The 25,524-nt window shown below is 41.0% G+C and carries 32 protein-coding genes and 1 other RNA gene; 28 read left to right on the top strand and 5 right to left on the bottom strand.

Annotated elements, in window-relative coordinates:
• From HNQ84_RS12050 to HNQ84_RS11970, 17 genes are all read left to right on the top strand, one after another.
• On the top strand, nt 1–1,037 hold a 1,037-nt coding region (locus HNQ84_RS12050; protein WP_435622255.1), incomplete at its 5' end, for an RHS repeat domain-containing protein.
• 57 nt (nt 1,038–1,094) lie between these two features.
• The gene (locus tag HNQ84_RS12045; RefSeq protein WP_435622254.1) at nt 1,095–1,457 is read left to right on the top strand and encodes a YxiJ-like family protein; all 363 of its coding nucleotides are present in this window, start codon (nt 1,095–1,097) and stop codon (nt 1,455–1,457) included.
• 94 nt (nt 1,458–1,551) lie between these two features.
• Nucleotides 1,552–1,764, top strand: a complete 213-nt coding sequence (locus tag HNQ84_RS12040; protein WP_435622253.1) for a hypothetical protein — start codon at nt 1,552–1,554, stop codon at nt 1,762–1,764.
• Between the two features lie 101 nt (nt 1,765–1,865).
• Entirely contained in the window at nt 1,866–2,099 is a 234-nt protein-coding gene (gene secG, locus HNQ84_RS12035; RefSeq protein WP_041639009.1) for a preprotein translocase subunit SecG, read from the top strand.
• Between the two features lie 66 nt (nt 2,100–2,165).
• On the top strand, nt 2,166–2,906 hold the full coding sequence (locus HNQ84_RS12030; protein ID WP_012575996.1) for an alpha/beta hydrolase: 741 nt from the start codon (nt 2,166–2,168) through the stop codon (nt 2,904–2,906).
• Between the two features lie 20 nt (nt 2,907–2,926).
• Nucleotides 2,927–5,203 (top strand): ribonuclease R, encoded by a 2,277-nt coding sequence (rnr, locus tag HNQ84_RS12025; protein ID WP_183249749.1) that lies wholly within the window; start codon nt 2,927–2,929, stop codon nt 5,201–5,203.
• A gap of 78 nt (nt 5,204–5,281) precedes the next feature.
• Nucleotides 5,282–5,746 (top strand): SsrA-binding protein SmpB, encoded by a 465-nt coding sequence (gene smpB, locus HNQ84_RS12020; protein WP_003399367.1) that lies wholly within the window; start codon nt 5,282–5,284, stop codon nt 5,744–5,746.
• A 99-nt stretch (nt 5,747–5,845) separates the two neighbouring features.
• Nucleotides 5,846–6,198: a transfer-messenger RNA gene (ssrA, locus tag HNQ84_RS12015) on the top strand.
• A gap of 96 nt (nt 6,199–6,294) precedes the next feature.
• Entirely contained in the window at nt 6,295–6,519 is a 225-nt protein-coding gene (locus tag HNQ84_RS12010) for a LysM peptidoglycan-binding domain-containing protein (RefSeq protein ID WP_435622252.1), read from the top strand.
• Between the two features lie 48 nt (nt 6,520–6,567).
• Nucleotides 6,568–7,734 (top strand): peptidoglycan-binding protein, encoded by a 1,167-nt coding sequence (locus HNQ84_RS12005; RefSeq protein ID WP_435622251.1) that lies wholly within the window; start codon nt 6,568–6,570, stop codon nt 7,732–7,734.
• A 13-nt stretch (nt 7,735–7,747) separates the two neighbouring features.
• Nucleotides 7,748–8,164: a CDI toxin immunity protein gene (locus tag HNQ84_RS12000; protein WP_081207656.1), complete on the top strand. Its 417-nt coding sequence runs from the start codon at nt 7,748–7,750 to the stop codon at nt 8,162–8,164.
• 454 nt (nt 8,165–8,618) lie between these two features.
• Nucleotides 8,619–9,551 carry an ABC transporter substrate-binding protein gene (locus HNQ84_RS11995; protein ID WP_246349021.1) on the top strand — a complete coding sequence of 311 codons (933 nt, stop codon included), beginning with the start codon at nt 8,619–8,621 and terminating at the stop codon, nt 9,549–9,551.
• Between the two features lie 15 nt (nt 9,552–9,566).
• A complete protein-coding gene (locus HNQ84_RS11990) occupies nt 9,567–10,601 on the top strand; it encodes a FecCD family ABC transporter permease (protein WP_435622250.1) in 1,035 nt (344 codons plus the stop codon).
• Nucleotides 10,588–11,379 (top strand): ABC transporter ATP-binding protein, encoded by a 792-nt coding sequence (locus tag HNQ84_RS11985; RefSeq protein WP_435622249.1) that lies wholly within the window; start codon nt 10,588–10,590, stop codon nt 11,377–11,379. Before HNQ84_RS11990 ends, HNQ84_RS11985 begins: the two co-directional genes overlap by 14 nt.
• A gap of 29 nt (nt 11,380–11,408) precedes the next feature.
• Complete coding sequence (locus tag HNQ84_RS11980) at nt 11,409–11,615, top strand: hypothetical protein (RefSeq protein WP_435622248.1); 207 nt, start codon at nt 11,409–11,411, stop codon at nt 11,613–11,615.
• Nucleotides 11,612–12,664, top strand: a complete 1,053-nt coding sequence (locus HNQ84_RS11975; RefSeq protein ID WP_435622247.1) for a Surface layer protein — start codon at nt 11,612–11,614, stop codon at nt 12,662–12,664. Before HNQ84_RS11980 ends, HNQ84_RS11975 begins: the two co-directional genes overlap by 4 nt.
• Before the next feature lie 17 nt (nt 12,665–12,681).
• Nucleotides 12,682–12,993: an antibiotic biosynthesis monooxygenase gene (locus HNQ84_RS11970; RefSeq protein WP_032101150.1), complete on the top strand. Its 312-nt coding sequence runs from the start codon at nt 12,682–12,684 to the stop codon at nt 12,991–12,993.
• Nucleotides 12,994–13,028: 35 nt separating this feature from the next.
• Here HNQ84_RS11970 and ymaG read toward each other — a convergent pair whose 3' ends face one another.
• The 4 genes from ymaG to HNQ84_RS11950 all read right to left on the bottom strand — a co-directional run bounded on the left by ymaG (nt 13,029) and on the right by HNQ84_RS11950 (nt 15,091).
• Complete coding sequence (gene ymaG, locus HNQ84_RS11965; protein WP_009362281.1) at nt 13,029–13,202, bottom strand: inner spore coat protein YmaG; 174 nt, start codon at nt 13,200–13,202, stop codon at nt 13,029–13,031.
• A gap of 74 nt (nt 13,203–13,276) precedes the next feature.
• Nucleotides 13,277–14,428, bottom strand: a complete 1,152-nt coding sequence (locus HNQ84_RS11960) for an HD-GYP domain-containing protein (protein ID WP_435622246.1) — start codon at nt 14,426–14,428, stop codon at nt 13,277–13,279.
• Between the two features lie 74 nt (nt 14,429–14,502).
• Nucleotides 14,503–14,826, bottom strand: a complete 324-nt coding sequence (locus HNQ84_RS11955; protein ID WP_435622245.1) for a spore coat protein — start codon at nt 14,824–14,826, stop codon at nt 14,503–14,505.
• A gap of 13 nt (nt 14,827–14,839) precedes the next feature.
• Complete coding sequence (locus HNQ84_RS11950) at nt 14,840–15,091, bottom strand: hypothetical protein (RefSeq protein WP_183249768.1); 252 nt, start codon at nt 15,089–15,091, stop codon at nt 14,840–14,842.
• A 163-nt stretch (nt 15,092–15,254) separates the two neighbouring features.
• Here HNQ84_RS11950 and HNQ84_RS11945 point away from each other — a divergent pair, with 163 nt between their 5' ends.
• On the top strand, nt 15,255–16,172 hold the full coding sequence (locus HNQ84_RS11945) for a proline dehydrogenase family protein (RefSeq protein ID WP_032101373.1): 918 nt from the start codon (nt 15,255–15,257) through the stop codon (nt 16,170–16,172).
• A 19-nt stretch (nt 16,173–16,191) separates the two neighbouring features.
• On the opposite strand, the gene HNQ84_RS11940 is transcribed toward HNQ84_RS11945, so the two are convergent.
• Nucleotides 16,192–16,338, bottom strand: a complete 147-nt coding sequence (locus HNQ84_RS11940; protein ID WP_009362277.1) for a YuzL family protein — start codon at nt 16,336–16,338, stop codon at nt 16,192–16,194.
• A gap of 147 nt (nt 16,339–16,485) precedes the next feature.
• Here HNQ84_RS11940 and HNQ84_RS11935 point away from each other — a divergent pair, with 147 nt between their 5' ends.
• The 10 genes from HNQ84_RS11935 to HNQ84_RS11890 all read left to right on the top strand — a co-directional run bounded on the left by HNQ84_RS11935 (nt 16,486) and on the right by HNQ84_RS11890 (nt 25,506).
• Complete coding sequence (locus tag HNQ84_RS11935) at nt 16,486–18,864, top strand: 3-hydroxyacyl-CoA dehydrogenase/enoyl-CoA hydratase family protein (protein ID WP_435622244.1); 2,379 nt, start codon at nt 16,486–16,488, stop codon at nt 18,862–18,864.
• A 12-nt stretch (nt 18,865–18,876) separates the two neighbouring features.
• Nucleotides 18,877–20,049: an acetyl-CoA C-acetyltransferase gene (locus tag HNQ84_RS11930; protein ID WP_183249778.1), complete on the top strand. Its 1,173-nt coding sequence runs from the start codon at nt 18,877–18,879 to the stop codon at nt 20,047–20,049.
• A 15-nt stretch (nt 20,050–20,064) separates the two neighbouring features.
• Nucleotides 20,065–21,846, top strand: coding sequence for an acyl-CoA dehydrogenase FadE (locus HNQ84_RS11925; RefSeq protein ID WP_435622243.1), 1,782 nt, complete (start codon nt 20,065–20,067; stop codon nt 21,844–21,846).
• A 68-nt stretch (nt 21,847–21,914) separates the two neighbouring features.
• Nucleotides 21,915–22,274 carry an arsenate reductase family protein gene (locus HNQ84_RS11920; protein WP_435622242.1) on the top strand — a complete coding sequence of 120 codons (360 nt, stop codon included), beginning with the start codon at nt 21,915–21,917 and terminating at the stop codon, nt 22,272–22,274.
• A gap of 57 nt (nt 22,275–22,331) precedes the next feature.
• Nucleotides 22,332–22,715 carry a glycine cleavage system protein GcvH gene (gene gcvH / locus HNQ84_RS11915; RefSeq protein ID WP_183249784.1) on the top strand — a complete coding sequence of 128 codons (384 nt, stop codon included), beginning with the start codon at nt 22,332–22,334 and terminating at the stop codon, nt 22,713–22,715.
• A gap of 33 nt (nt 22,716–22,748) precedes the next feature.
• Nucleotides 22,749–22,997, top strand: coding sequence for a YusG family protein (locus HNQ84_RS11910; RefSeq protein WP_435622241.1), 249 nt, complete (start codon nt 22,749–22,751; stop codon nt 22,995–22,997).
• A 97-nt stretch (nt 22,998–23,094) separates the two neighbouring features.
• Complete coding sequence (locus tag HNQ84_RS11905) at nt 23,095–23,442, top strand: toprim domain-containing protein (RefSeq protein WP_032101142.1); 348 nt, start codon at nt 23,095–23,097, stop codon at nt 23,440–23,442.
• An 8-nt stretch (nt 23,443–23,450) separates the two neighbouring features.
• A complete protein-coding gene (locus HNQ84_RS11900; protein ID WP_435622240.1) occupies nt 23,451–23,720 on the top strand; it encodes a thioredoxin family protein in 270 nt (89 codons plus the stop codon).
• Nucleotides 23,721–23,849: 129 nt separating this feature from the next.
• Nucleotides 23,850–24,149: a sterol-binding protein gene (locus HNQ84_RS11895; protein ID WP_183249786.1), complete on the top strand. Its 300-nt coding sequence runs from the start codon at nt 23,850–23,852 to the stop codon at nt 24,147–24,149.
• A 64-nt stretch (nt 24,150–24,213) separates the two neighbouring features.
• The gene (locus HNQ84_RS11890) at nt 24,214–25,506 is read left to right on the top strand and encodes an O-acetylhomoserine aminocarboxypropyltransferase/cysteine synthase family protein (RefSeq protein WP_435622239.1); all 1,293 of its coding nucleotides are present in this window, start codon (nt 24,214–24,216) and stop codon (nt 25,504–25,506) included.
• Nucleotides 25,507–25,524 lie beyond the last annotated feature (18 nt).

Genomic DNA, 25,524 nt, shown 5'->3' with positions numbered 1-25,524 from the left:
GATTGGAAGACGGCCAGTATCAATATGAATGGAACGCAGCCGACCAGCTCGTCTCCATCACAAGAAAAGGCGAAAGCACGCCGTTTGTGACGTACCAATATGATGAAGACGGCCGGCGCATCCAAAAGAATGTGAATGGCGTCATTACGAACTACCATTACCAAGGCGAGAGCTTAAACGTCCTGTATGAAACCGATGCAAGCGGAAATGTGGTAAGATCGTATATATACGGAGAAAACGGACAACTCCTTGCCATGAAAAAAGGCAATGCGACGTATTTTTACCACTATAACGCGCATGGGGATGTCATCGCCCTGACGGATGAACAAGGGAATATCGTTGCCCGTTATCAATACGATGCATGGGGGAACATTCTTTCCCAATCTGGCGACTTAGAGGACGAAAACCCATATCGATACGCAGGATACCAATATGACAACGAAACGGGTCTCTATTACCTGATTGCCCGGTACTACCGCCCAGAACAAGGTGTGTTCCTTTCTTTGGATCCAGACCCAGGGGATGCGGACGATATCCTCACGCAGAATGGGTATGCGTATGCGAACAATAGTCCGGTGATGTTGGTCGATCCGGATGGGAACCTTCCTTGGTTGTTAATTAATGCAGGGTTTGCGGCGTATGATGGGTATAAGGCTTTTAAAAGAGGTGGTTGGAAGGCTGCGGCGATTGCGGTAGGTGTGGGGCTTGTTGGAGGAGCTGCATTTAAAGCATTTCGAGCAGCACAAGTAGCAAAGGGTCCCGCACGGTATTGGAAAGGTACCTTTAAAAATAGTATAGAATCGCTAGCATATCATCATAACAAACATGTGATTAGAAAAGGACGCTCCTATAGTCCAGAAAGATACACAAAACTAGCGAGAGCATTCTATCGTTTAAATAAACATTTGCGAGAAGAAGTGACACTATCTACAGGCAAAAAAGGATATAGGATTAAGAAAGGAAAGGTTGGAGGTTATTATACCAAAAGAGGGAAAATAGTGACATTTTGGCATAACGGTTGGAAACTCAAGAAATAGTAGAAATGAATATTATCATTTTTAACATAGTTAAAGAGAGAAAGAGGTGAACAATTTATGAAGGTTAATCACGATGTAATATTAGAGCTTGAAAAAATGAGTATATTATTAAACAATGATTTTCCCTCAGAAGATATAGAAAGAATTGAAAATACCATTCTTAAAGATAATGATAAATACTGTTTGACAGGGGACTTTGACAGCTTTTGTTCATTAATAAGTGGAAGTTTAAGTTATGTCCTTGCTCATAAAAAGATACCTAGGTATCAAAGAAAATTGTTGTATAAAGATTTTTTTGCTTTGTATCCTTATTACGAACCTTTAAGGAAACATTTAGAAAAATTTCCCCATTTTTCTGAAGAATTAAAAGTTCATGAAAGGGTTCGGGGATTACTTTTAGAAGTCGTTAAATCATACTAAGGTTTAACCCGTGGTGCTAGTTGAGCGCTAGCGCTCAACTAGCACCACGGGTTTTAATTTTATATTTTATCAAAGCTGATATGGGGAGATAACGATGAGGAAAATTTATGAATACTTATCAATCGAAGAGAAAAAAGAAGCAGTTAAAAGACTAAAACGAGATTTAATAAAATTAGAACAGGAGATATCCGAAAATAAAAGCTCTTTTTCAAGTTTTATATGTGAAGTACTGTACAGTACACGTGATAAATGGAGGTTGGAGATTGAGGAACTAGAACACGAAATAAAATGTCAACTAGGCAAATGAGTGTTTCTCACGGTCACTACTTTTCGTACGTTGTACAAATGGATGATATTATGTTAAAATAAAACTATTGTGATTGATGTGCGTGGGTGGAGGTGTTGGACATGCATGCGTTGCTTGTTACGTTGTTAGTGATTGTATCGCTTGGGATGATTGTCGTGGTGTTATTGCAATCGGGTCGGAGTGCCGGCTTATCGGGCGCGATTACAGGCGGTGCTGAACAATTGTTTGGCAAACAGAAAGCGCGCGGTATTGATGCTGTACTGCATCGAATTACCGTTGTTTTAGCTGTATTATTTTTCGTATTAGCGATTGCGGTGACGTATTTCCAATTGTAAAATATGGGGAAAGGGCGGTCCATTCGAAAAGGGCTGCCTTTTCTGTTGGAGAGAAAGGAGACATGAATGATGAAGATGATTCCCCCACAACCGTTTACGTTTGAAGCTGGTGAACGTGCTGTTTTATTATTGCATGGATTTACTGGAAATTCGGCGGATGTTCGTATGCTTGGTCGTTTCTTACAATCAAAAGGATATACGTGCCACGCTCCAATTTATAAAGGACATGGCGTGCCGCCAGAGGAGCTCGTTCATACCGGCCCGGAAGATTGGTGGCAAGATGTGATAAACGCTTACGAATATTTAAAACAAACCCATGAAAAAATCGCTGTTGTTGGATTATCGCTTGGCGGTGTGTTTTCGTTAAAACTTGGCTATACTGTTCCTGTCGTTGGCATCGTACCAATGTGTGCCCCGATGTATATTAAAAGCGAACAGACGATGTATGAAGGAGTTTTAGCATACGCTCGCGAATATAAAAAGCGAGAAGGAAAAAGCGAGGAGCAAATCGAGCGCGAAATGGCGGAGTTTGCGAAAACGCCGATGAAAACGCTAAAAGCGTTGCAACAACTCATTGCTGATGTGCGCGATCATTTAGATTTCATTTATGCGCCTGTTTTTGTTGTACAAGCGCGTCATGATGACATGATTAACCCAGATAGTGCAAATATTATTTATAACGGCGTCGAGTCTCCCGTAAAACAAATAAAATGGTATGAGGAGTCAGGACACGTCATTACGCTTGATAAAGAAAAAGAACAGCTTCATGAAGACATTTATGCATTTTTAGAATCATTAGATTGGTAATCCTCGAAAGGAGGAAGTAAATGAAGGAAAAATTATTATCGTTTATGCGTGATGAAGCGTATAAACCGCTTACGGTGCAAGAATTAGAAGAAGCGTTTCATATTACGGACGCTGCCGAATTTAAAGAACTTGTGAAAGCGCTCGTTGCGCTTGAAGAAGAAGGATTGATCGTCCGGACGAGAAGCAATCGTTATGGGCTACCTGAAAAAATGAACTTAATTCGCGGCAAAGTGACAGGTCATGCGAAAGGTTTTGCGTTTGTCGTCCCAGAAGATCCAACGCTTGATGACATTTTTATTCCACCGTCGGAATTGAAAAATGCGATGCATGGCGACACCGTTCTTGTGCGCGTGAACGGACAGCCAACAGGCGCGCGTCAAGAAGGGACGATCGTCCGCATTATTGAGCGGGGCATTACAGAAGTCGTCGGCACGTATACAGAAAGCAAAAACTTTGGCTTTGTTATTCCAGACGATAAAAAAATCGTCAACGACATTTTTATTCCAAAACATGCCGCAAACGGTGCTGTCGAAGGGCATAAAGTCGTCGTCCGCTTAACGACGTATCCGGAAGGACGCATTAGTGCGGAAGGGGAAGTTATTAAAATTTTAGGACATAAAAACGATCCGGGGGTCGATATTTTATCGATCATTCATAAACATGGATTGCCGCTTCAATTCCCAGAAGACGTCCTTGAACATGCGAACAGCATTCCAGATACGATTTCGGAAGAAGATTTACAAGGACGGCGTGATTTGCGCAATGAAGTGATCGTCACTATTGACGGGGAAGACGCAAAAGATTTAGACGATGCAGTGACTGTAACGAAATTAGAAAACGGAAACTATAAACTCGGTGTTCATATTGCTGATGTCAGTCATTATGTTACAGAAGGGTCGCCGATTGACCGCGAAGCATATGAGCGCGGAACGAGCGTTTATTTAGTTGACCGCGTCATTCCGATGATTCCGCATCGTTTGTCGAACGGCATTTGCTCGCTCAATCCGAAAGTCGATCGGTTAACGTTATCGTGTGAAATGGAAATTAACGATCGCGGAGAAGTGGTAAGCCATGAAATTTTCCAAAGCGTCATTCGCACAACCGAACGCATGACATATTCTGATGTAAACCGCATTCTCGTTGATCGTGACGAAGCACTGCGAGAAAAATATGCTTCGCTTGTGCCAATGTTTGAGTTAATGGCACAATTAGCGGATATTTTACGAAATAAACGAATGAAACGCGGTGCAATTGATTTTGATTTTAAAGAAGCAAAAGTGCTTGTCGATGAAAATGGGAAGCCTTATGATGTCATCTTGCGTGAACGTTCCGTTGCCGAACGACTAATTGAAGAATTTATGCTAGCAGCGAACGAAACAATTGCCGAACATTTTCATTGGATGAATGTCCCATTTATTTATCGCGTGCATGAAGATCCGAAACCAGAGAAATTGCAACGCTTTTTAGAGTTCATTACAAACTTCGGTTATGTCGTCAAAGGAACGGGCAATCAAATTCATCCGCGTGCTTTGCAAGAAGTGTTGGAAGCAGTACGTGGCGAGCCAGAAGAAATGGTCGTATCAACCGTCATGCTTCGATCGATGAAGCAAGCGCGTTATGACGCCGAAAGTCTCGGTCACTATGGACTATCAACGGAGTTTTATACGCACTTTACATCACCGATTCGCCGCTACCCAGACTTAATTGTTCATCGCCTTATTCGCACGTATTTAATTCATGGGCAAATGGATGAACAAACGCAGCAAAAATGGGCGGAGAAGCTGCCTGAAATTGCGGAGCATACATCAAATATGGAGCGTCGCGCGGTAGAAGCAGAACGCGAAACGGATGACTTGAAAAAGACAGAGTTTATGGAAGATAAAATTGGCATGGAGTTTGACGGCATTATTAGCTCGGTGACAAACTTTGGACTGTTTGTCGAACTGCCAAACACAGTCGAAGGGCTTGTGCACGTCAGCTATTTAACAGACGATTACTACCATTACGACGAGCAACATTATGCAATGATTGGTGAACGGACGGGGAAAGTGTACCGCATCGGCGACGAAATTACGGTGCGTGTCATTAACGTCAATAAAGAAGAACGCATCGTTGATTTTGAGATTGTCGGCATGAAAGGGCGAAAAAACAAACGACCGAAAGCTACTCCAGTCGTCATTGAAGGAAAGCGGAAAAAGAAAAAAGAAGAACAATGGCCGACGAAAAAAACGAAGAAAAGTAAAAAGTTTTATGAAGACATCCCAAACATGAAAAAGAAGAAAAAGAAAAAACGATAAGAAAAGCCTCAAGAACGGAGGCTTTTCCTTTCTTATCATTTTTGTTAAAATATTCGTTGTCTGAAGGGAGGGAAACAAATGCCAAAAGGGGAAGGTAAACTCATTGCGCAAAATAAAAAAGCGCACCACGATTATTTTATTGAAGAAACGTACGAAGCAGGACTTGTGTTGCAAGGAACGGAAATTAAGTCGATCCGCGCCGGCAAGGTGAACTTAAAAGATTCATTTGCGAAAGTGGAAAAAGGGGAAGTATTTTTGCATAATATGCATATTAGCCCGTACGAGCAAGGCAACCGTTATAACCATGATCCGCTGCGGACGCGTAAACTATTGCTTCATCGCCGCGAAATTAATAAGTTGATCGGTTATACGAAAGAACAAGGCTATACACTTGTCCCGCTCAAGCTATATATAAAAGACGGTTTTGCGAAATTGTTGTTAGGTGTTGGAAAAGGAAAGAAAAAATACGACAAACGAGAAGATATGAAAAAGAAAGAAGCCCAACGCGAAGTCGAACGCGCTTTCCGCGAACGTCAGAAATAATCCAATATGTTACAATTGCAAAACAGATGAAATGTGATATAATAAGACGTGTCAGCCAGTTACGAAAGCTTAAGCTTCCTTCGTACGTTTCTCTTATACGGGGACGTTACGGATTCGACAGGGGTAGATCGAGCTTAAGCTGCGAGCCGAGGGGATCGTCCTCGTAAAAACGTCACCTAAAGATAACTGGCAAAGAAAACTACGCTTTAGCTGCTTAATTTATGCGGCTAGCTCCTACCGCCATCGCCCATGTGGCGGCCTAGGGGTTCATAACAAGTGGGCTACGCCCAAGTCCGCCGTCTGAGGACGCGGGAAGAGAACAATCAGACTAGTTGCTCGGATGCCTGTCGGTAGGCGGAAGATGCAGCGAAACGTAAATATACCGACTACGCTCGTAGACGCTTAAGTGGCGATATCTCTGGACGTGGGTTCGACTCCCACCGTCTCCATAATATTTAGTCACGATAAAAGCGACTGCATATGCGGTCGTTTCAGCTTGTCGACAAAGTCGACAAGCTGTTTTAATTCTGGAGGGACAAGTATTAAAAGTGCCTTTTAAAACAGAAAAAGTTGAGCATTACATTGTGAAGAAGGGTGATGCCCTAACTAAAATTGCAAAGAAGTATGGAACAACCGTGCAAAATTTAGTGAAGCTTAGTAATATTAAAAATCCAGACTTGATTCGTGTTGGGCAAAAGTTGCGTGTGAAATACCCCCCTGCTACTTGGCAGGGGATTTTTTGTTTATTGCGACATGTTTCGACATTTTTTTGATTGTTATTTGATATGATGATAAGCAAAAAATGACGAGGAGGATTGAAGGTGTACGCTGTAGATGGTGTCGGTAGAGTCACGTATCCTTCTAACTACACAAATGATTTATGGAGTGGGCAAACGCTAAAAAGAGGAGATAAGAGTGATTATGTGAAGACGCTGCAATCTTGGCTTTACAAGGCTGGATTTAATCCTGGTGGAATCGATGGGGTTTATGGAGGCAATACAGAAAGTGCTGTGAAGGAATTTCAGAAGAAGGTTGGAATTACAGCGGACGGAATTGCAGGAAAACAAACGTATCAAGCTTTACAAAGGTATGTTAGAACAGAAACAACAACAGCACAATCAAACTCATCGAACAGCAATGACCGTTGGACTGGTCAGACACTTAGAGAAGGAAACCGGGGACAAGCGGTGAAAGATTTGCAGACTAAACTTCAACGACTAGGATATAACATTGGAACAATTGATGGTGTTTACGGTAAACAAACAACAGAAGCAGTAAGAAGTTTTCAAAAAGCAAACGGACTAGAAGTTGATGGGATAGCCGGTAAAATCACTTACAACGCTATTGAGCATATATTGCAACAAAAAAATTACTATGATAAAAAGACAGTGATTGAAAATAAGTATAAGGCATTGGAAAACAAGGTTCATTCTCAAGATTCTACATGGGGAGAAGTAGAAAAATCTTTAAAAGAAATTGCTAAATTAGGTTTCGATTTTATTATTGGGGATGATATTAAAACTTTATTGAATCCCAATGCTGATACAATTGATAAAGTTATTGCGGCTTTAAGTTTTATTCCGACTGGTAAGCTGTTAAATGGTGCTATAAAATTGTCTAAGGTTGGAGAAAAAATTGCTGTAAAGATAGACTCTAAAATTTTAGCTGTTGGAAAAGAGGTGATACTCCCAAAAGTAGATACATTTGAACAAGCAAGAAACATTGCATTGGAAATTGTAGGTGATTTAGGATCAAATTCTAAACCTGTAATAGGGAGATTGAAAACTAGCAAAGGATATGGAAAAGTGATTGGTAGGATGTCTGCGGACGAGAAAGTTAGGTGGAGACTAGATTATGATCCGGAGAAAGGGATACATATTAACGTTGAAGATTACAGAAATGGGAAAGGTCAAGCGATAAAAGTATGCGTTCCTTTTAAAGGGGATGAAAAAACATTCGAATCCCTTTTAAAGCATCTCAATAAATAAGGGGGGATGAACAATGACACTATTTGAAGAGTGTGTTCATGCAATTGGGGATGATCATTTGAGGATTTTATCGAACGAGGAGACTGAAAAATATTTTGATTATTTGTGTACATTATTCCCTATTTTACCTTGGGGAAGGATTGATTGGGAAAAAGTATCTGAAAGAAAAGAAATAACATATTTATCAGAAATCACAGACTGGGTACGACAAAAGGGAATGAATGATAAAGATGTGATAGTATTATGGAACTATTCTTATTGTCCTGGCATTCAGACAAAATTGGAAAAAGTTCTAAATGCAATCGATGATGTGGTTGCTGTGGGATCAGATACCTTTATCCTTTGTACAAATGGAGAGTATATAATCGAATTTTTCCATGATGGCCAAGTGACCATAGGTACTCCAGAAAATAAAACGAGAAAAATTTAATCATCTTCGTTTTTTGAAAAACTCTCATTTCTAAGTGTATGTGGTAGGAGACATTCGTCAACAATGGTGGTGTGTAAGTTTTCGGGATGTTCTAGAAAAATACAGGACGCAGCAGAGTAGAGAAGAAGGCGGATCGCTCCGCCTTTTTGCACGAAACAGCGGCCAAAAATAATTTTGCATAAATTTTGCACGCTAAGGAAATTGAAAGCCTATAAACTTTGAAAAAATCAAGGTTTGTAGGGGGAAGTTTTACTTCCACCGTCTCCATAATATTTAGTCACGATAAAAGCGACTGCATACGCGGTCGTTTTTTTATTTTTGATTTAGAAATTACGTGTGTTTTTATCGTTTATACCTTTAAAATACAAAAAATAATTGACAAAGATTATCAATATCATTATCATATTACTTGCAAATGATAATGATAATCATTAAAAAGAAAGGAGAAGAAAAAATGAGGAAGTTGCTTTCTTATATGTTGTCGCTATGTTTGCTTATCGGTTTATTTACCTTTACAGGCGGAACGGCTGAAGCATCAACACGCATAACAATTAAAGATTTAGCAGGGCGAACGGTGACGTTTGATCGCACACCACAACGTGTCGTCGTATTAAGCCCTGGGGATTTACATACGCTTCAAGCGCTCGGTGTACAAGTGATTGGGAGACCAACCTCTGCGACGCCTGTTGATGCGAGCTTGCAATCAGTACCACAGGTAGGAAACATTCATCAACCAAACTTTGAAAAAATCGTTAGTTTACAACCAGATGTCGTTATTGCAAGTACATCTTTTTTAGGACATATTCAAAAAGCAGAATCATTGGGATTGAAAGTCGTTATCACTTCTGGTAGTTCCGTTAATGATATTAAATTAACCATTACATTATTAGGAAAGTTGTTTAACAAAGCGCAAAAAGCGAAAGTGTTAGTTGGAAAGATTGATAGCAAAGTAAAAAAATATAGCAAAACAAAGACAAAGGTACGTGCTGTCATTTTATTCGGTTCAGGCGCTAGTTCCCTCGTTGCTTTACCAACATCATTTTCTGGTGATGTATTAGTAAAAGCGGGTGGAGAAAATATTGCAGCAAGCTTCTCACAACTGAAAGATTTTCCGGGTTACGCCAACTTAAGTACAGAACGTATTATCGCCAGCAATCCCGATGTCATTTTCATGATTACACATGCAAACCATGCAGAAACAAAAAAAGCAATGATTAAATTAATGTCAACAAGTTCATGGCGCAATTTAAATGCCGTAAAAAATAAAAATGTTGTATTTTTACCGAGTGAACTATTTGCAGCAAGCCCTGGTGTGAAAATTACTGATGCATTAGACCATATGAATAAAGAGTTATTAAAAGTGAGAGCGAAAATGAAAAAGTCATAGATGAGGGATGAAATCATGGAAACGCTTCTTAGCGAAATACGAGAAAGAAAACATCCTTATGCGAAAAGAAGGGTATGGACGTTCGTTTTCCTTCTCATCTCGATCGTATTTGTATGTTTATATTCTGTCATTACAGGAAGTGTGAAGCTACAGTTGCATGAAGTTTGGGAAGGGCTTACAGGGGAAAAGGATTCCATGTTTTATACGATCGTATGGGATCTACGATTGCCGAGGACGATCGTTGGTTTAATTGTCGGTATGTGTTTAGCTGTTTCAGGAACAATTATGCAAGGGGTGATGAAAAATCCGCTCGCTGATCCCGGTATTATTGGCGTATCGTCAGGAGCGGCTTTAATGGCTGTGATTATTACAATTGTATTGCCACAATATATCGTGCTGTTGCCCCTTGTCGCGTTTGTTGGAGGATTTGTCACAGCGATGCTTATTTATGCTCTAGCGTGGCAAGGTGGTTCATCAATTGCAAGAATTATTTTAGTTGGGGTGGCTATTAATGCGATTATTGGAGCAACGATGAGCGCCATTATGTTGCTGTACAGCGATCGCGTGCAAGCTGTTCTCCCTTGGATGGCAGGCGTCATTTCAGGAGCGACAATGGAGCAGGCGAAGTTGCTTGTGTTTTACAGCATCCCGGGCTTTATTTTGTCGATCCTTGCTATTCGCCATATCCGCATTCTCCATTTAGGAGATGAGGTGGCGAAACTGTTAGGGCATCATGTTGAACGTTCTCGTTTCCTTTTAATTGTCATTAGTACATTTTTAACAGGTATTGCTGTTAGTGTTTCTGGATTAATTGGTTTCATTGGTCTTGTCGTTCCACACATGATTCGACTAATTGTTGGAAGTGATGATCGATTTGTGTTGCCGTTATCAGCATTAGGCGGCGGGGCGTTTCTCGTGTTTGCTGATACAATTGCGCGCAGTTGGTTTGATCCCATTGAACTACCAGTTGGTTTATTACTGTCATTTTTAGGTGGTCCATTCTTTTTATATATTCTCCATAAAAGGGGGAATGTGCGTGCTTTCGGCTAAACAAGTCACATATCAACATTCCGATCATTTTTCAATCGAAAATGTTCACATTGACATTCAAAAAGGAGAAATCGTCAGTTTGATTGGACCGAATGGCTCCGGGAAATCGACGCTTCTTCGCCTTCTTTCCTATGTATTAAAGCCAATCGGTGGCACAGTTTTACTAGATGGAAGTGAAATTCATACGTTAAGTCGTAAGGCGATCGCTAAAAAAATGGCGATGTTGCCACAAACGAACAATCATCAATTGGATATGACGGTTCGGGAGCTTGTTGAATTTGGGAGAAACCCTCATAAAGGTTGGTTTCAATCGTTAAACAGCGAAGACGAACAAGTCATTCGTTGGGCATTAGAAATGACAAGCTTGCAATCGTATGAATATCGCTTCTTACATTCTTTGTCCGGAGGAGAGCGTCAGCGTGCATGGGTTGCGATGGCGCTGGCGCAACGACCTGAAGTGCTATTGCTTGATGAACCGACAACATATTTAGATATTTCGCACCAGTTGGAAGTGATGGAGCTCATTCAAATGTTAAATGAACAATTAGGAATGACAGTCGTCATGGTTTTACATGACATTAATCAAGCTGCACAATATAGCGATCGAATGATTGTTATGAAAGACGGAAAAATTCAATATGATGATCGCACGCAATGTGTAATTTGTAAGCAAATGTTTCAAGATATATTTGGCATTGACGTAGATATTCGCTATGAAGGGGATAAGCCGTTTTTTATTCCGATTCGAAAAACGTGTCACATGTCATGCTTAACGTAGAAAAGGTGAGAAAACATTGGAAGAGATATGTGCAGTTTGTGAAACAATGTAAAACAATGATGATCAGTACAATAGATGAACATGGTGAGCCGTTTATTAGTTATGCTCCCTTTGTGATGATGGAGGGACGTTACGTTGTTGGTTTTGGGCAAGCGTTTGATGTCAATTTAAACGGTGAACGCTTTACGCATGTAATTGTGGATAAAAGTGAAGAAGGGAGACTTGAGGGGCAATGAGTACGAAACAATTTATAAATATGACGGTCATCGGTTTTATCTTTTTTAGTTTGCTTCTTTCTTTTCAACCAATTGTTTCAGAAGCGAAAACGAATGTAGTAACAGTCGTCAACGAAGCGAAAACGCAAATGAAAAAAGCCCATACAACGTATACAGCATATGTTCAAAAAAAAGGGAGCATCCCGTCACATGCGACCGTTTTAGCTGAGTATAAAAAGGCACATCAGTTATATGTACAAGCGAAACAAGCTGTTCAAAAGTCCACTGAGAAAGAGAAGAAAAAATATATGAGTGAATTAGACGGTACGTATAAAGCGTATATGGCTAAACGAGTCATTCCGTATTTGAATGCTTCTATTGTGTTTGAAGGATCTAAAAAGATGAGAATGGCTTTGGAGCAAGCCATTGTTGATGAAGAGATGGATGCGTTGCAAGCAGCACATAAACAGCTGCAAGTATACGTGCAAAGTCGTCAGCTTCGCGTATATAACCATGTATTCGAAACGAATGTTCGGAAACTGCTTTTAGAGGAATTTTCAAAAAGTAAAGCGCTCTATGATAAATATGCAAATGATGTGAAAGTATACGAGCAATTATTAAAAGCGAATGAATATCTCGAAGACGGGAAGGTTGCCGAAGCGAAAAAAGAGCTTGATGCAGTGAAAGGATTGTTATCAAAGCTATCGGATACGTTTCGGGTAGATTTAACAAATGAGTATCACAATTTATTAGAAGTATATAACGATTTAATTACTCCCCCTGTAGCCGAGTTAGATTATGTTGAAGCAACAAACGGCACACTTACATTATATTTTGATATTCCAGTGTCTTCTTTAATCGTTACAGATATGAAGATCACGATGGCGATTAATAAAGGAGAAGAGCAAGTTGTTCAGCCGTTAACGATTGCGTTAAGTGATGATCGAACAATGGCTACGATTACAGTGGCAATGATCTTACAAACGGATCAGGAACAATCTGTTGTATACGCAATTGAATATGCACAGAAAAAAGTCACAGCTGATCCTTTTGTCATTTCAAAAAAATAAAAAAGGAGAGATGAAAGATGTACGTTGTTACAAATGCAATTCGTGTAAAAAAAGGATATGCTCCACAGTTAGTTGAGCGATTTAAAGAAAGAAAAGGTATTGAGCAATCACCAGGGTTTATTCGCTTAGAATTGCATATTACACAAGGGCTTGAAGATCACGATGAAGTACGTGTATGCACTACGTGGGAAAATAAAGAATGTTTTGAGGCTTGGACAAAAAGTGAAGCATTTCGTAAAGCGCATGAACATAAGTCTAAAGATCGTCCTGACTATGTGCTTGGAAACCAAATGTTTTCATATGAAGTTGCCCTTTCTTTTCAAGCATAGAAAAAAGCTAGGGAGCTAGTGCTCCTTAGCTTTATTTAATAATACCATCCGCCACCATATGGATAAAACGGATACGGACGCGGTGGATAATAATATGGGCGTGGTGGGTAAAATGGGTAAGGCGTTAATGCGCTACCGAGTAATCCACCTAAAAATCCTCCGAAAAATGGGGCGCCGAAAAAGCCGAAAAACGGTCTGCGACCATACATTGAGCCATCCCTCCTCTAAAATTCATCATTACATTTATACGATATGCAAGGCGTTTGTCCAATGGTTGGGCGACTTATCGTTTTCGTGATAAATCAATCGCTGTTCCATCATGTTTTTGAACGATAGGGCGTAATGGAGTATGAATGTAGTCTGTAAATCCAATGATCGTTGCCCACTCGTACGGACGGATTTGGATCAATTGTCCAACTTTATATAAAGTTGTTTTATCTAAAAAAATACGCAAAATGTGCGGGTCTAATTTTTTCCCTCGTTCGTTCCATACTGCTTCTAAAGCTTCGAATGATGTGTAACTCTTTTCACCAATATATCCGCCGACAAGTTCATCATAATATTGTGCAATGGCGATGATGCGACCGTATAAATGAATCGCTTCTCCTGATTTTTTGTTCGGTGAATGGACGCCATCAAAATGCTCATGATGATCAAGAATGCCGTAAATGATTTCCTTCTGCCGGCAATATGTTGATGTTGAAATAAGCTCGATGGAACGTTTGAGATGTAATTGAATTAACTCTTTGTTTGCTTTTTCACTATTTAAGTAAGTAACAAATTGTTCTTTAGGGACTTCTGTAAAACCGATATCTGCAAATAACGTCGCTAGACAAAGATTGATTAAATCTTCGTCACGTAGTTCTAAAGTTAAACCGATCATTAAAGCGATAGATGTCGTGTTAATGCTATGAATGGCTAGTACGTCGTGATATCGTTTTATTTTTTCATATAAATTTAAAATTTCTTTATCTTTCGAAATGATAAGATTTAGCCGTTCATCAATCCCTTTTGCTCGCCGTAGTAAACGAGTAGAATCTAATGTGTTTTCAATCAATCCCCATGTAGGAGCGAAGATGTTTAATTCGGATAAAAAGATCGGCTGTACATCTGTTTCTTCTGCTATCTCTATATCATACATCGCTGCCGTAATTGGAACTTGAATAAATTGTTTATGTACGTCAATAAGTTGTTTCATCGCTTCTACAAAAGCGCGACTCGAATGTTCGCCAGCAAGCATAAATTCGTTCAGCTGTGGCTCAGATGAAACGACGAGAAATGGAAAATAGTGAGGATAGTGTTTTTTTATATGTTGAATAACCGATTCGCTTAACTTTTTATGTTTTTGTACGAATAATAATCCGTCGGGACGATATAAAGGATGTAGAAGAATATCCCCTGGAACGAGCTCGTAAGTTTGTTTTCGTTGGAACATATGAACCTCCCCCATTTCAATAGCATTTTTCCTCATTATACAAAAAAACCGACTGCATAAGCAGCCGGCTTTTCTCATTGCATCATATTGTTGTATGGAAATTGGCTCGCATATCCTTGAAATTGCTGATACGATTGTTGCAGTTTTTGTTGGTTCGCTTGTTCAAGCGCATACCACCCTTTTTTGAACATTAAGTTGTACAATTCACGTTGACAGTTTTGTGTTTCGGTAAACATATGCAAAATTTCGTCATACAAATGTTGATGACTTGCTTCGTTTAAAAACGTACAATAACTGTCTGTCATATATTTTTCAGTCGATAACATATCATTAATAAAATCGCGATCGTTCATTTGTGGCGTTTTTGGAATTTGTGTTTCAGGATTTTGCACCTTCATGTCATGTCCTCCTTTATTGCACGTGGGCAGATGGTTGCAATTGATGTAAAAGCTGTTGATAATGGCGCTGGTGCATTTGTCCGACACGTTCAATCGCTTGTTTAATTTCTTGATCTTGACATTGTGAAGCGAAAAAATGTGCTTTTTTCATCGCAAGCAAATTCCATGAGAGCGCATCCGTTAAATAAAGAGCGTCTTTTGTTGAAATCATTTCAGGCGGTTGAGCCATCATTCCATGTTGATGCATGTTTATTTGCTGTTGCATGATCATCCCTCCATATAAAATCATGTTCGACTGTATATTACCCACGTGCTGTATAGTTATACGTATGTAGACAAAAAATATGATTATTCGACAAAAACATATTCAAGCTACTGAAAACGTGTTACAATACGGGTGGATGCGCTTGCAAAGGGGGTAATCAACGATGGAGCAATTGATGCGCGACTTTTTCTTATTTTTGTCAAAAAATAAAACGTTAACAAAATTGGCGAAACGGTACGGTCTTCGTTTCGGTGCGTCGCGTTTTGTAGCGGGAGAAACAATTGAACGGGCAGTGGAAGTCATTAAAGAACTTAATCGTAAAGGACTAGCGGTCACGATCGATTATTTAGGCGAATTTGTTGATAACGAGCAAGAAGCGAACGAAATGGCGAACCATTCGATTGAGGCGATTCGTGCGATTGGCGCCAATCAATTAAATTCTCAACTATCACTAAAAATGACATCGATGGGACTAGACATTTCCGATGAACTTGTGATGAAAAATATGCGCCGTATTTTAGATGAAGCAAAAATACATGGCGTATTTGTTACGATTGATATGGAAGATTATTCTCGTTGTCAAAAAACGATTGATATTTTTAAACAGTTGAAAAAAGAGTATGACAATGTCGGGACGGTACTACAAGCATATTTGTATCGGACAGAAAAAGATATTGAAGATTTAAATGCATATCATCCGAACTTGCGCCTTGTGAAAGGTGCGTATAAAGAGTCGCCGGAAGTCGCTTTTCCAGACAAAAAAGATGTAGATGAAAACTTTAAAAAAATAATTAAAATGCATTTGTTAAATGGTAACTATACAGCTGTTGCTACGCACGATGATGCGATTATCGAATATACGAAACAATTGGTAAAAGAGCACAATATTCCAAACAATCAATTTGAGTTCCAAATGTTATACGGCATTCGTCCAGAACGACAAGAACAATTAGTGCGCGAAGGCTATACGATGCGCGTCTATGTTCCATACGGAACGGATTGGTATGGCTATTTTATGCGTCGTCTAGCGGAACGTCCAGCCAATGTGGCGTTTGTGTTAAAAGGCATATTCAAAAAATAAAGGTGGGCATCCCCCACCTTTATTCATTTCCCATATTTTCTTTTCCATATTGTTGGTTTTGGCTCGTTTTCTTTCCGCCTCCATCACGTTCTACCGTCGGACCAGCATTTCCTTTCACACTCGCAGCACTTACACCTGCTTTAGACGGGTGTTTTTTCATTTTCATCGTAAACTCACCTCCTTTTGTATCATTTCCTGAATCGTTGACAAAATTCACTACATTTATTTGTTGCGAAAATTTGAAATATAATTTATATTTAAGATAAAGAAAAATGAATGACCATTCATTCAATTCGGATAAGGGGGAAGGAGCATGCGCATTAAAAAAGCAGCTGTTCTCGGTTCTGGTGTCATGGGATCGGGAATTGCGGCACATTTAGCGAACGTCGGCATTCCGACATTGTTGTTAGACATTGTACCGAAAGAGTTGACAGCCGAAGAACAAGCAAAAGGATGGACACTTGAACATAAACAAGTACGTAATCGCATCGTCAATCAAGCGGTAGAGCGTTTGTTGAAACAAAAGCCAGCACCGCTTATGTCAAAAGCCAATTTAGCATTGATCGAAGTCGGTAACTTGGAAGACGACTTTCATCGCTTAGCAGAATGCGATTGGATCATTGAAGTCGTTGTTGAACGGCTTGATGTGAAAAAAAGTGTGTTTGAAAAAGTGGATGAAGTCAGAAAACAAGGAAGTATCGTCAGCTCAAACACGTCAGGCATTTCCATCGAAGCGATGGCAGAAGGACGATCGGAAGATTTTAAAAAGCACTTTTTAGGCACGCACTTTTTTAATCCACCGCGCTATTTAAAATTATTAGAAGTCATTCCGACAAAACATACTGATCCGGCAGTTGTGGCGTTTATGAAACAATTTGGTGAAAACGTGCTCGGTAAAGGGGTCGTTCTTGCGAAAGATACGCCAAACTTTATCGCCAATCGGATCGGTACGTACGGCTTGCTTGTGACGGTACGTGAAATGATGAAAGGCGGTTATAGCGTTGGTGAAGTTGACTCTGTAACAGGTCCATTAATCGGCCGTCCGAAAAGTGCGACGTTCCGCACGCTTGATGTCGTTGGTTTAGATACGTTTATTCACGTTGCCAACAACGTGTTTGAAAAAGTAGAAGGTGAAGAAAAAGAAGTATTTGCTGTTCCATCCTTTATGAAAACGATGGTGGAAAAAGGATGGCTTGGTAGCAAATCAGGTCAAGGATTTTTCTATAAAAAAGGAAAAGACATTTTTGAATTAAATTACGAAACGCTTGAGTATGAACCGACGAAAAAATTAAAGGCACCGTCCGTCGAAATGAGCAAACAAGCAAAAGGAACAGCGAATAAATTGAAAGCGCTTGTATATGCGAATGACCGGGCAGGGCAATTACTTTGGAACATTTTAAGTCCAACGTTATTATATTCTGCCGAGCTACTTGGAGAAATCGCAGATGACATCGTAGCGATTGACCGAGCGATGAAATGGGGCTTCGGTTGGGAGCTTGGGCCTTTTGAAACGTGGGATGCAATTGGCGTAAAACAGTCTATTGAAAAAATGAAGGCGGAAGGTCGCCAAGTACCATCGTGGGTCGAAGATATGCTAGCAAGCGGACACGAAACATTTTATAAGCGTGAGCATGGTTATGTATCGTATTACGATCGCGGGCAATACAAGCCGGTTGAAGAGAACGAAAAAGTCATTCACATTCAGCGCTTAAAAGAGCAAAAAGGGGTTATTAAGAAAAATAGCGGCGCAAGCTTAATTGACCTTGGCGATGATGTGGCATTACTTGAATTTCATTCTCCAAACAACGCCATTGGTTTGGACATTATCCAAATGATTAACTATGCGTTAGAAGAAGTCGATCGGAACTATAAAGGGCTTGTCATCGGAAATCAAGGGAAAAACTTCTGCGTCGGTGCGAACCTTGCGATGATCTTAATGGAGGCGCAAGACGATAACTATTTTGAAATTGAAATGGTCGTTCGTCAATTCCAACAAGCGATGATGAATATAAAATATAGCTCAAAACCGGTCGTCGCCGCACCGTTTGCAATGACGCTTGGCGGTGGAACAGAAATTTGCTTGCCAACTTCACGCATTCAAGCAGCCGCAGAAACGTACATGGGGCTCGTTGAAGTCGGCGTCGGTCTCATTCCGGGCGGCGGTGGAAATAAAGAGCTATACATGAAACATTTAAGTGGCATGCCAAACGGTGTGGAATTTGATTTACAAAAGGTTGCAAATAAAGTGTTTGAAACGATTGCGATGGCGAAAGTGTCGACATCGGCAGCAGAAGCGCGCGAATTGAATTTCTTAAATGCACAAGACGGTATTTCCATCAACAGCGATCATCTCATTTATGATGCAAAACAAGCGGTGTTAGCGCTATATGAGAGCGGATACAAACCGCCGGTGCGCAAAAAAATTCCGGTTGTCGGAGAAACAGGTTATGCAACGTTGTTGCTTGGCGCTCAAGGCATGTATCATTCAGGCTATATTTCGGAGCATGATTTAAAAATTGCGAAAAAGCTTGCATACGTCATCGCTGGTGGAAGTGTGCCGTACGGAACAGAAGTGGACGAACAATATTTGCTTGATTTAGAGCGCGAAGCATTTTTAAGTCTTGTCGGTGAGCCGAAAACGCAAGCGCGCATGCAACATATGCTTCTCAAAGGAAAGCCGTTAAGAAACTAAGGGGGGATTGACGTGAAAGAAGCGGTCATCGTTGCCGGGGCGCGCACGCCTGTCGGCAAAGCGAAAAAAGGGACGTTAGCGAACGTCCGCCCAGATGATTTAGGGGCGATCGTTGTTAAAGAAACGTTGAAACGAGCAGGAAATTATGAAGGAAACATTGATGATCTCATCATCGGTTGTGCCATGCCAGAGGCAGAACAAGGGTTAAATATTGCGCGCAACATTGGTGCGCTTGCTGGGTTACCGTATACGGTGCCAGCAATTACAATTAACCGTTATTGTTCATCGGGCTTGCAAGCGATCGCTTATGCGGCAGAGCGAATTATGCTTGGGCATGCAGATACGATTATTGCTGGTGGCGTGGAGTCGATGAGCATGGTTCCGATGATGGGGCATGTTGTGCGCCCAAATGTGAAGCTCGCAGAAAGCGCGCCAGAATATTATATGTCGATGGGGCATACAGCCGAGCAAGTAGCAATGAAATACGGAGTGACGCGTGAAGAGCAAGATGCGTTTGCTGTTCGCAGTCATCAAAGAGCAGCAAAAGCGATCGCAGAAGGAAAATTTGTCGACGAAATTGTGCCGGTCGAAGTGACTGTCCGTCACATCGAAAATAATAAATTAGTAGAAAAAAAGGTCACGTTTAGTCAAGATGAAGGGGTTCGCCCAGATACAAACATGGAAACGCTCGCGAAGTTACGTCCGGCTTTTTCCGTCAACGGAACAGTAACAGCGGGAAATGCATCGCAAACGAGCGATGGAGCAGCAGCAGTGATGGTGATGGATCATGAAAAGGCGAAAGCGCTCGGTTTACAACCGCTTGGTAAATTCCGCTCGTTTGCTGTGGCAGGTGTTCCACCTGAAGTGATGGGTATCGGTCCAATTGCAGCCATTCCAAAAGCACTTGAGCTTGCAGGGCTTGAGCTTTCTGATATCGGCTTAATTGAACTAAACGAGGCGTTCGCATCACAGGCCATTCAAGTCATTCGCGAACTTGGATTGGATGAAGAAAAGGTAAACGTAAACGGAGGGGCTATTGCCCTCGGTCACCCGCTCGGTTGTACAGGAGCGAAGTTAACGTTGACGCTTTTACATGAAATGCGTCGTCGCAACGAACAATTTGGTATTGTCACGATGTGCATTGGCGGCGGTATGGGTGCTGCTGGCGTATTTGAATTATTATAAGAGGGGGAGAAAACGATGGAAAAAGCATTACAAATTGCACAAGGTGGTAGCTTTTTAATTGAAGATGTGTCACCAACTCAAGTGTTTACACCAGAAGATTTTACAGACGAACAAAAAATGATTGCAAAAACGACAGAAGAATTTGTCGTTAATGAAGTGTTGCCGCAACTAGAACATCTAGAAAACCATGAGTTTGATCGCTCGGTAGCTCTTTTAAAGCAAGCAGGTGAACTCGGATTGCTTGGCGCAGATGTGCCGGAAGAATACGGCGGATTAAGTTTAGATAAAATTAGCTCGGCATTAATTGCTGAAAAAATGGCGCGCGCAGGCGGCTTCTCGATTTCACACGGCGCGCACGTTGGAATCGGTTCGCTTCCAATCGTCTTGTTCGGAACAGAAGAGCAAAAGCAAAAATATTTACCAGCGCTTGCGACAGGTGAGAAAATTGCTGCTTATGCGTTAACAGAACCAGGCTCTGGTTCGGATGCACTCGGTGCGAAAACGACAGCAAAACTGAATGCGGAAGGTACGCATTACATTTTAAATGGGGAAAAACAATGGATTACGAACGCTGGGTTTGCTGATGTATTCGTCGTCTACGCGAAAGTCGATGGTGAGCATTTCACAGCATTTATCGTTGAGCGCGACTTCCCAGGAGTGTCGACAGGAGCAGAAGAAAAGAAAATGGGCATTAAAAGCTCATCGACACGCACATTAATTTTACAAGATGCGCTCGTTCCGAAAGAAAACGTGCTTGGTGAAATCGGCAAAGGCCACATCATCGCCTTTAACATTTTAAACATCGGCCGTTATAAGCTTGGTGTCGGTGCCGTTGGGGGAGCAAAACGTGCCCTTGAGGTGACAATTCAATACGCAAATCAACGGCAACAATTTAAAACACCGATTTCAAAGTTTTCATTAACACAAGAAAAATTGGCGACGATGGCATCGAAATTGTATGCGGCAGAAAGCTCCGTTTACCGTACAGTCGGGTTGTTTGAAGCGCGCATGGGACAGCTAACGGATGAGCAAGCAAAAGACGGAAAAGAAACAGCAAAAGCGATTGCGGAATATGCCATTGAATGTTCATTGAATAAAGTATTTGCTACGGAAATGTTAGACTATATCGTTGATGAAGGGGTACAAATTCACGGCGGATACGGATTCATGCAAGAATACGAAATTGAGCGCATGTATCGCGATTCACGTATTAACCGCATTTTTGAAGGAACGAACGAAATTAACCGCCTTCTTGTACCAGGCATGTATTTGCGCAAGGCGATGAAAGGCGAGTTACCTCTTTTACAAAAAGCACAACAATTACAAGAAGAGCTCATGATGCTCATGCCTGAAGAGGTTGGCGATGGCGTGCTTGAACAAGAAAAATATCTTGTTCGTAATGCGAAAAAAATCGCTTTAATGATCGCAGGATTAGCTGCTCAAAAATTCGGTCCGAAACTTGAAAAAGAACAAGAAGTGCTTGTCAATATCGCAGACATTGTCAGCAACGTATATGCGATGGAATCAGCTCTTTTGCGTACGGAAAAAGCAATTGCGCAATCGGGTGTTGAGAAAAATAAACAAAAAGTATTGTACACACAAATTTTCTGCCAAGAAGCGTTTAATGAAATTGAAGCACATGCAAAAGAAACGATCGTTGCTGTTGAACATGGTGACATGTTGCGCATGATGTTGTCGGCATTGCGCAAGTTAACGCGTCACACGCCAATTAACATCATTGCGAAAAAACGCGAAGCAGCGCAAGCATTAATTGAAGCTGAACGGTATGTTGTGTAATAATGGAAGTACCAGACGCATCGTCTGGTACTTTCGCTTTGTTATCGTATCATAGATGAGGTGGGAAGATGGTGACATTTTATTGGTATCCAAAATGCGGCACATGTCGCAAAGCAAAAAAATGGTTAGATGAAAACAACATTTCGGTACAAGCTATACATATCGTTGAACAGCCGCCATCAAAAGAGCAGTTGCGGACGCTATATGAAAAAAGTGGGCTTGATTTAAAAAAATTTTTTAATACGAGCGGTATGAAGTATCGTGAACTCGGGTTAAAAGACAAATTAAAGACGATGACAGAAGAAGAAATGTTGCAATTGTTGTCATCAGACGGGATGTTAATGAAGCGTCCAATCATCACAAACGGAGAACAAGTCATTGTCGGATTTGACGAACAAAAATATCACGAAATGTTTAAATTATCGTGAAATCATATGAAAAATCGTGTATGATGAAGAAGAAGATGATATGTTGGAGGGAAAACGATGAACATTCCAAAAGAGCTACGTTATTCACAAGAACATGAATGGGTGCGTGTCGAAGGAAGTACGGTTCGTATCGGGATTACGCATTTTGCTCAGTCAGAGCTCGGCGATATCGTATTCGTTGAATTGCCAGAAGTCGGGGCACAACTCACAGCGAACGAACCATTTGGTAGCGTGGAATCAGTAAAAACTGTGTCTGAATTATACGCTCCAATTAGCGGAAAAGTAGTAGCTGTGAATGAAGAGTTGAACGACAACCCAGAGTATGTAAACGAATCACCGTATGATAAAGCATGGATGATCGTCATTGAGCCGAGCGATCTAAGTGAAGTGGACAACTTGTTAACAGCGGAACAATATGAACAAATGATTAACGAAGACTAAAAAAGAACTTGCAGGGCACCCTATACAACAGGGGTGTCTTTTTTGCTAAAACAAACAACAATGGATATTACACAACACGTCATCGGCAAATTGAATGAAAACGGTGATTTTCAATTGTTTTATGACAATGAATGTGTTGGGCAATTCGTCCGAGAATCGAATACGTTTAAGTTGAAACATGGATATGAACAGCAAAATGGGCGCATATTGAAAAGCGTGACAGTTACTGAAAATCCAGACGCAAAATACGTCGATTGTGATACAGAAGGTGGTTGGTGTTAAGGGCAGCGACATCGCTGTCCTTTTCTATGGGATAAAAGGGGAAAAAGTGTGCGATCACGAATATAATATACATAAATAAATGTACAAGGTGATGACGATGGCGATTGTTGAAGTAGAAAAAGTGATTATTGTCGAAGGGCGCTCAGATAAACGAAAAATCGAAAGTATCATTAGTGAACCTGTTGAAATTATATGTACAAACGGAACGCTTAGCACCACCAAACTTGATGAATTAATCGATGCTTTGTACGATAAAGATGTGTACATTTTAGTTGATTCCGATGAAGCAGGGGAAAAATTGCGTCGTCAACTTCGTCGAGAGTTTCCTCATGCTGAGCATTTATATATTGATAAAATGTATCGTGAGGTGGCAGCCGCTCCGAAGCATCACATCGCGGTTGTATTATTAAGTGCAAACATTGATGTACACGCACAATATTTATAGAAAGTTGTGTGATTGTCGTGAAAGTTGTCTATATGTACACACCATTATGTGGCACGTGTCAAGTGGCAAGTCGAATGGTTGATGTACTTGAACAGTTATTGCCAACCGTTACATTTGAGCGTCAAGATTTAAACTATGTGCCGGACAAAGCGGTTGAGTGGTGCATTGAAAGCGTTCCTTGCTTACTTATTTTTCAACATGGCGAACTTGTACAAAAAATATACGCCTTTCATTCGGTTCCATACTTATACGAAACGTTGCGAAAGCTGACTGAATAAGCCAGCTTTCGACATATTTCTTGGGAAATTGGCGAGGAAGAAAGACATTTGTCGAGCGTTTATAGCAGGAACTACTCGTCCTCATATGGAAACAATGGATATGAGAAATATGGGACGGGGGGCGGTTGAATGAACATGTTAACACCGATTTTGCCGAGTGACTGTTTATATATTCAATTGCAATGGGAAAATGAGCAAATATTATTGTGTATATCAAAAGAGGGCATTCGTCGTGTTGAAGAGGTAAATGCGGAGCGAATGATTACGATACGCGGTTCAGCACAAGCGATGATGTCATTATTAAAAGGTTCGTTAAAACTCCAACAACAGCTTCGCTTAAATGAATTATCCGTCACAGCATCGTTTCGTCACATTTTATTGTTAGAGTCGATCTTTTTTCTTGCTAAACCGTACGACCTTGTTCATTGACGAGCTATTTTTATCGTGTTAAAATTCAAAATATTCAACAATTATTCGTGCAGGAGGAGAAACGATGAAATTTGAAACGATTGCTGTTCATGGCGGATTGCAAACCGATCCAGTAACGAAAGCGCGTGCGGTGCCAATTTATCAGTCCAATGCGTATTTGTTTGATCATACGGAGCATGCGGCAAACTTATTTGCATTAAAAGAAGCAGGATACATTTATACGCGCATTCATAATCCGACGGTAACGGTGTTTGAAGAGCGTGTCGCTCAACTTGAAGGGGGCATTGGTGCTTTAGCGGCTGCGAGCGGCATGGCTGCTATTACGATGGCAATATTAAACGTCGCTCAAGCCGGGGATGATATTGTGTCTGCTTCTACGCTGTATGGAGGGACGTACAATTTGTTTGCAAATACGTTGCCGAAATACGGCATTACGACCCATTTTGTCGATCCATCTGATCCAGAAAATTTCCGTGCTGCCATTACGCCGAAAACGAAAGCTATTTTCGCGGAGACGATCGGCAATCCAAGCTTGCACGTGTTAGACATTGAAGCGGTCGCCCACATTGCTCACGAAGCAGGCATTCCGTTGATTATTGACAACACGTTTGCAACTCCGTACCTTTGCCGACCAATCGAGCATGGAGCAGATATCGTCGTTCATTCGGCAACGAAATGGTTGCTCGGTAACGGAACGACGTTAGGTGGTATCATTGTCGATGGTGGAAAATTTGATTGGAATTCGCCGAAGTTTCCAGCGTTTACGGCGCCAGATCCAAGTTACCATAATCTCGTATACGCAGAAATCGGTGCGGCGGCGTATATCGTGAAAGCGCGCGTGCAATTGTTGCGTGACTTAGGTCCGGCGATTAGCCCATTCAACGCGTTTCAGTTTAATTTAGGACTGGAAACGTTACACGTCCGCATGAAAGAACATATTGCCAATACGAGAAAAATTGTTGATTATTTAAACAACCACCCTGCAGTCAATTGGGTGTTGTACCCTGAACATGACAATCATCCAGCGAAAGAGTTGGCAAAAAAATATATGCCAAAAGGAGCAGGAGCAGTCGTTGTATTTGGTATTCAAGGTGGCCGTGAAGCAGGAGCGACATTGATTAACAACGTCAAGCTTTGGTCGCATGTTGCGAATGTCGGCGATGCGAAAAGTTTAATTATCCATCCAGCAAGCACGACGCATCAACAGTTAAGTGAAGAAGATTTACAAGCATCCGGCGTAACGGAAGATATGATTCGTTTATCGGTCGGTATTGAAAATGTCGATGATTTAATCGAAGACTTAGAACAAGCGATCGAAGCGGCAACAGGTGTACGTTCGATGTATTCGCGGGTGTAGGGATGAAAGGTGCTAGTT

This window comes from Anoxybacillus eryuanensis (assembly GCF_051200995.1).
GTDB lineage: Bacteria > Bacillota > Bacilli > Bacillales > Anoxybacillaceae > Anoxybacillus > Anoxybacillus tengchongensis.
This window is presented reverse-complemented; position numbering and strand designations above follow the sequence as displayed.

Bases quoted from the DNA above. Each gene is read 5' to 3' on its own strand.
- HNQ84_RS12045 (WP_435622254.1), top strand. From the start codon at position 1,095: ATGAAGGTTAATCACGATGTAATATTAGAGCTTGAAAAAATGAGTATA.
- HNQ84_RS12040 (WP_435622253.1), top strand. From the start codon at position 1,552: ATGAGGAAAATTTATGAATACTTATCAATCGAAGAGAAAAAAGAAGCA.
- secG (WP_041639009.1), top strand. From the start codon at position 1,866: ATGCATGCGTTGCTTGTTACGTTGTTAGTGATTGTATCGCTTGGGATG.
- HNQ84_RS12030 (WP_012575996.1), top strand. From the start codon at position 2,166: ATGATGAAGATGATTCCCCCACAACCGTTTACGTTTGAAGCTGGTGAA.
- rnr (WP_183249749.1), top strand. From the start codon at position 2,927: ATGAAGGAAAAATTATTATCGTTTATGCGTGATGAAGCGTATAAACCG.
- smpB (WP_003399367.1), top strand. From the start codon at position 5,282: ATGCCAAAAGGGGAAGGTAAACTCATTGCGCAAAATAAAAAAGCGCAC.
- HNQ84_RS12000 (WP_081207656.1), top strand. From the start codon at position 7,748: ATGACACTATTTGAAGAGTGTGTTCATGCAATTGGGGATGATCATTTG.
- HNQ84_RS11995 (WP_246349021.1), top strand. From the start codon at position 8,619: ATGAGGAAGTTGCTTTCTTATATGTTGTCGCTATGTTTGCTTATCGGT.
- HNQ84_RS11990 (WP_435622250.1), top strand. From the start codon at position 9,567: ATGGAAACGCTTCTTAGCGAAATACGAGAAAGAAAACATCCTTATGCG.
- HNQ84_RS11975 (WP_435622247.1), top strand. From the start codon at position 11,612: ATGAGTACGAAACAATTTATAAATATGACGGTCATCGGTTTTATCTTT.
- HNQ84_RS11970 (WP_032101150.1), top strand. From the start codon at position 12,682: ATGTACGTTGTTACAAATGCAATTCGTGTAAAAAAAGGATATGCTCCA.
- ymaG (WP_009362281.1), bottom strand. From the start codon at position 13,202: ATGTATGGTCGCAGACCGTTTTTCGGCTTTTTCGGCGCCCCATTTTTC.
- HNQ84_RS11960 (WP_435622246.1), bottom strand. From the start codon at position 14,428: ATGTTCCAACGAAAACAAACTTACGAGCTCGTTCCAGGGGATATTCTT.
- HNQ84_RS11955 (WP_435622245.1), bottom strand. From the start codon at position 14,826: ATGAAGGTGCAAAATCCTGAAACACAAATTCCAAAAACGCCACAAATG.
- HNQ84_RS11950 (WP_183249768.1), bottom strand. From the start codon at position 15,091: ATGCAACAGCAAATAAACATGCATCAACATGGAATGATGGCTCAACCG.
- HNQ84_RS11945 (WP_032101373.1), top strand. From the start codon at position 15,255: ATGGAGCAATTGATGCGCGACTTTTTCTTATTTTTGTCAAAAAATAAA.
- HNQ84_RS11940 (WP_009362277.1), bottom strand. From the start codon at position 16,338: ATGAAAATGAAAAAACACCCGTCTAAAGCAGGTGTAAGTGCTGCGAGT.
- HNQ84_RS11935 (WP_435622244.1), top strand. From the start codon at position 16,486: ATGCGCATTAAAAAAGCAGCTGTTCTCGGTTCTGGTGTCATGGGATCG.
- HNQ84_RS11925 (WP_435622243.1), top strand. From the start codon at position 20,065: ATGGAAAAAGCATTACAAATTGCACAAGGTGGTAGCTTTTTAATTGAA.
- HNQ84_RS11920 (WP_435622242.1), top strand. From the start codon at position 21,915: ATGGTGACATTTTATTGGTATCCAAAATGCGGCACATGTCGCAAAGCA.
- gcvH (WP_183249784.1), top strand. From the start codon at position 22,332: ATGAACATTCCAAAAGAGCTACGTTATTCACAAGAACATGAATGGGTG.
- HNQ84_RS11905 (WP_032101142.1), top strand. From the start codon at position 23,095: ATGGCGATTGTTGAAGTAGAAAAAGTGATTATTGTCGAAGGGCGCTCA.
- HNQ84_RS11895 (WP_183249786.1), top strand. From the start codon at position 23,850: ATGAACATGTTAACACCGATTTTGCCGAGTGACTGTTTATATATTCAA.
- HNQ84_RS11890 (WP_435622239.1), top strand. From the start codon at position 24,214: ATGAAATTTGAAACGATTGCTGTTCATGGCGGATTGCAAACCGATCCA.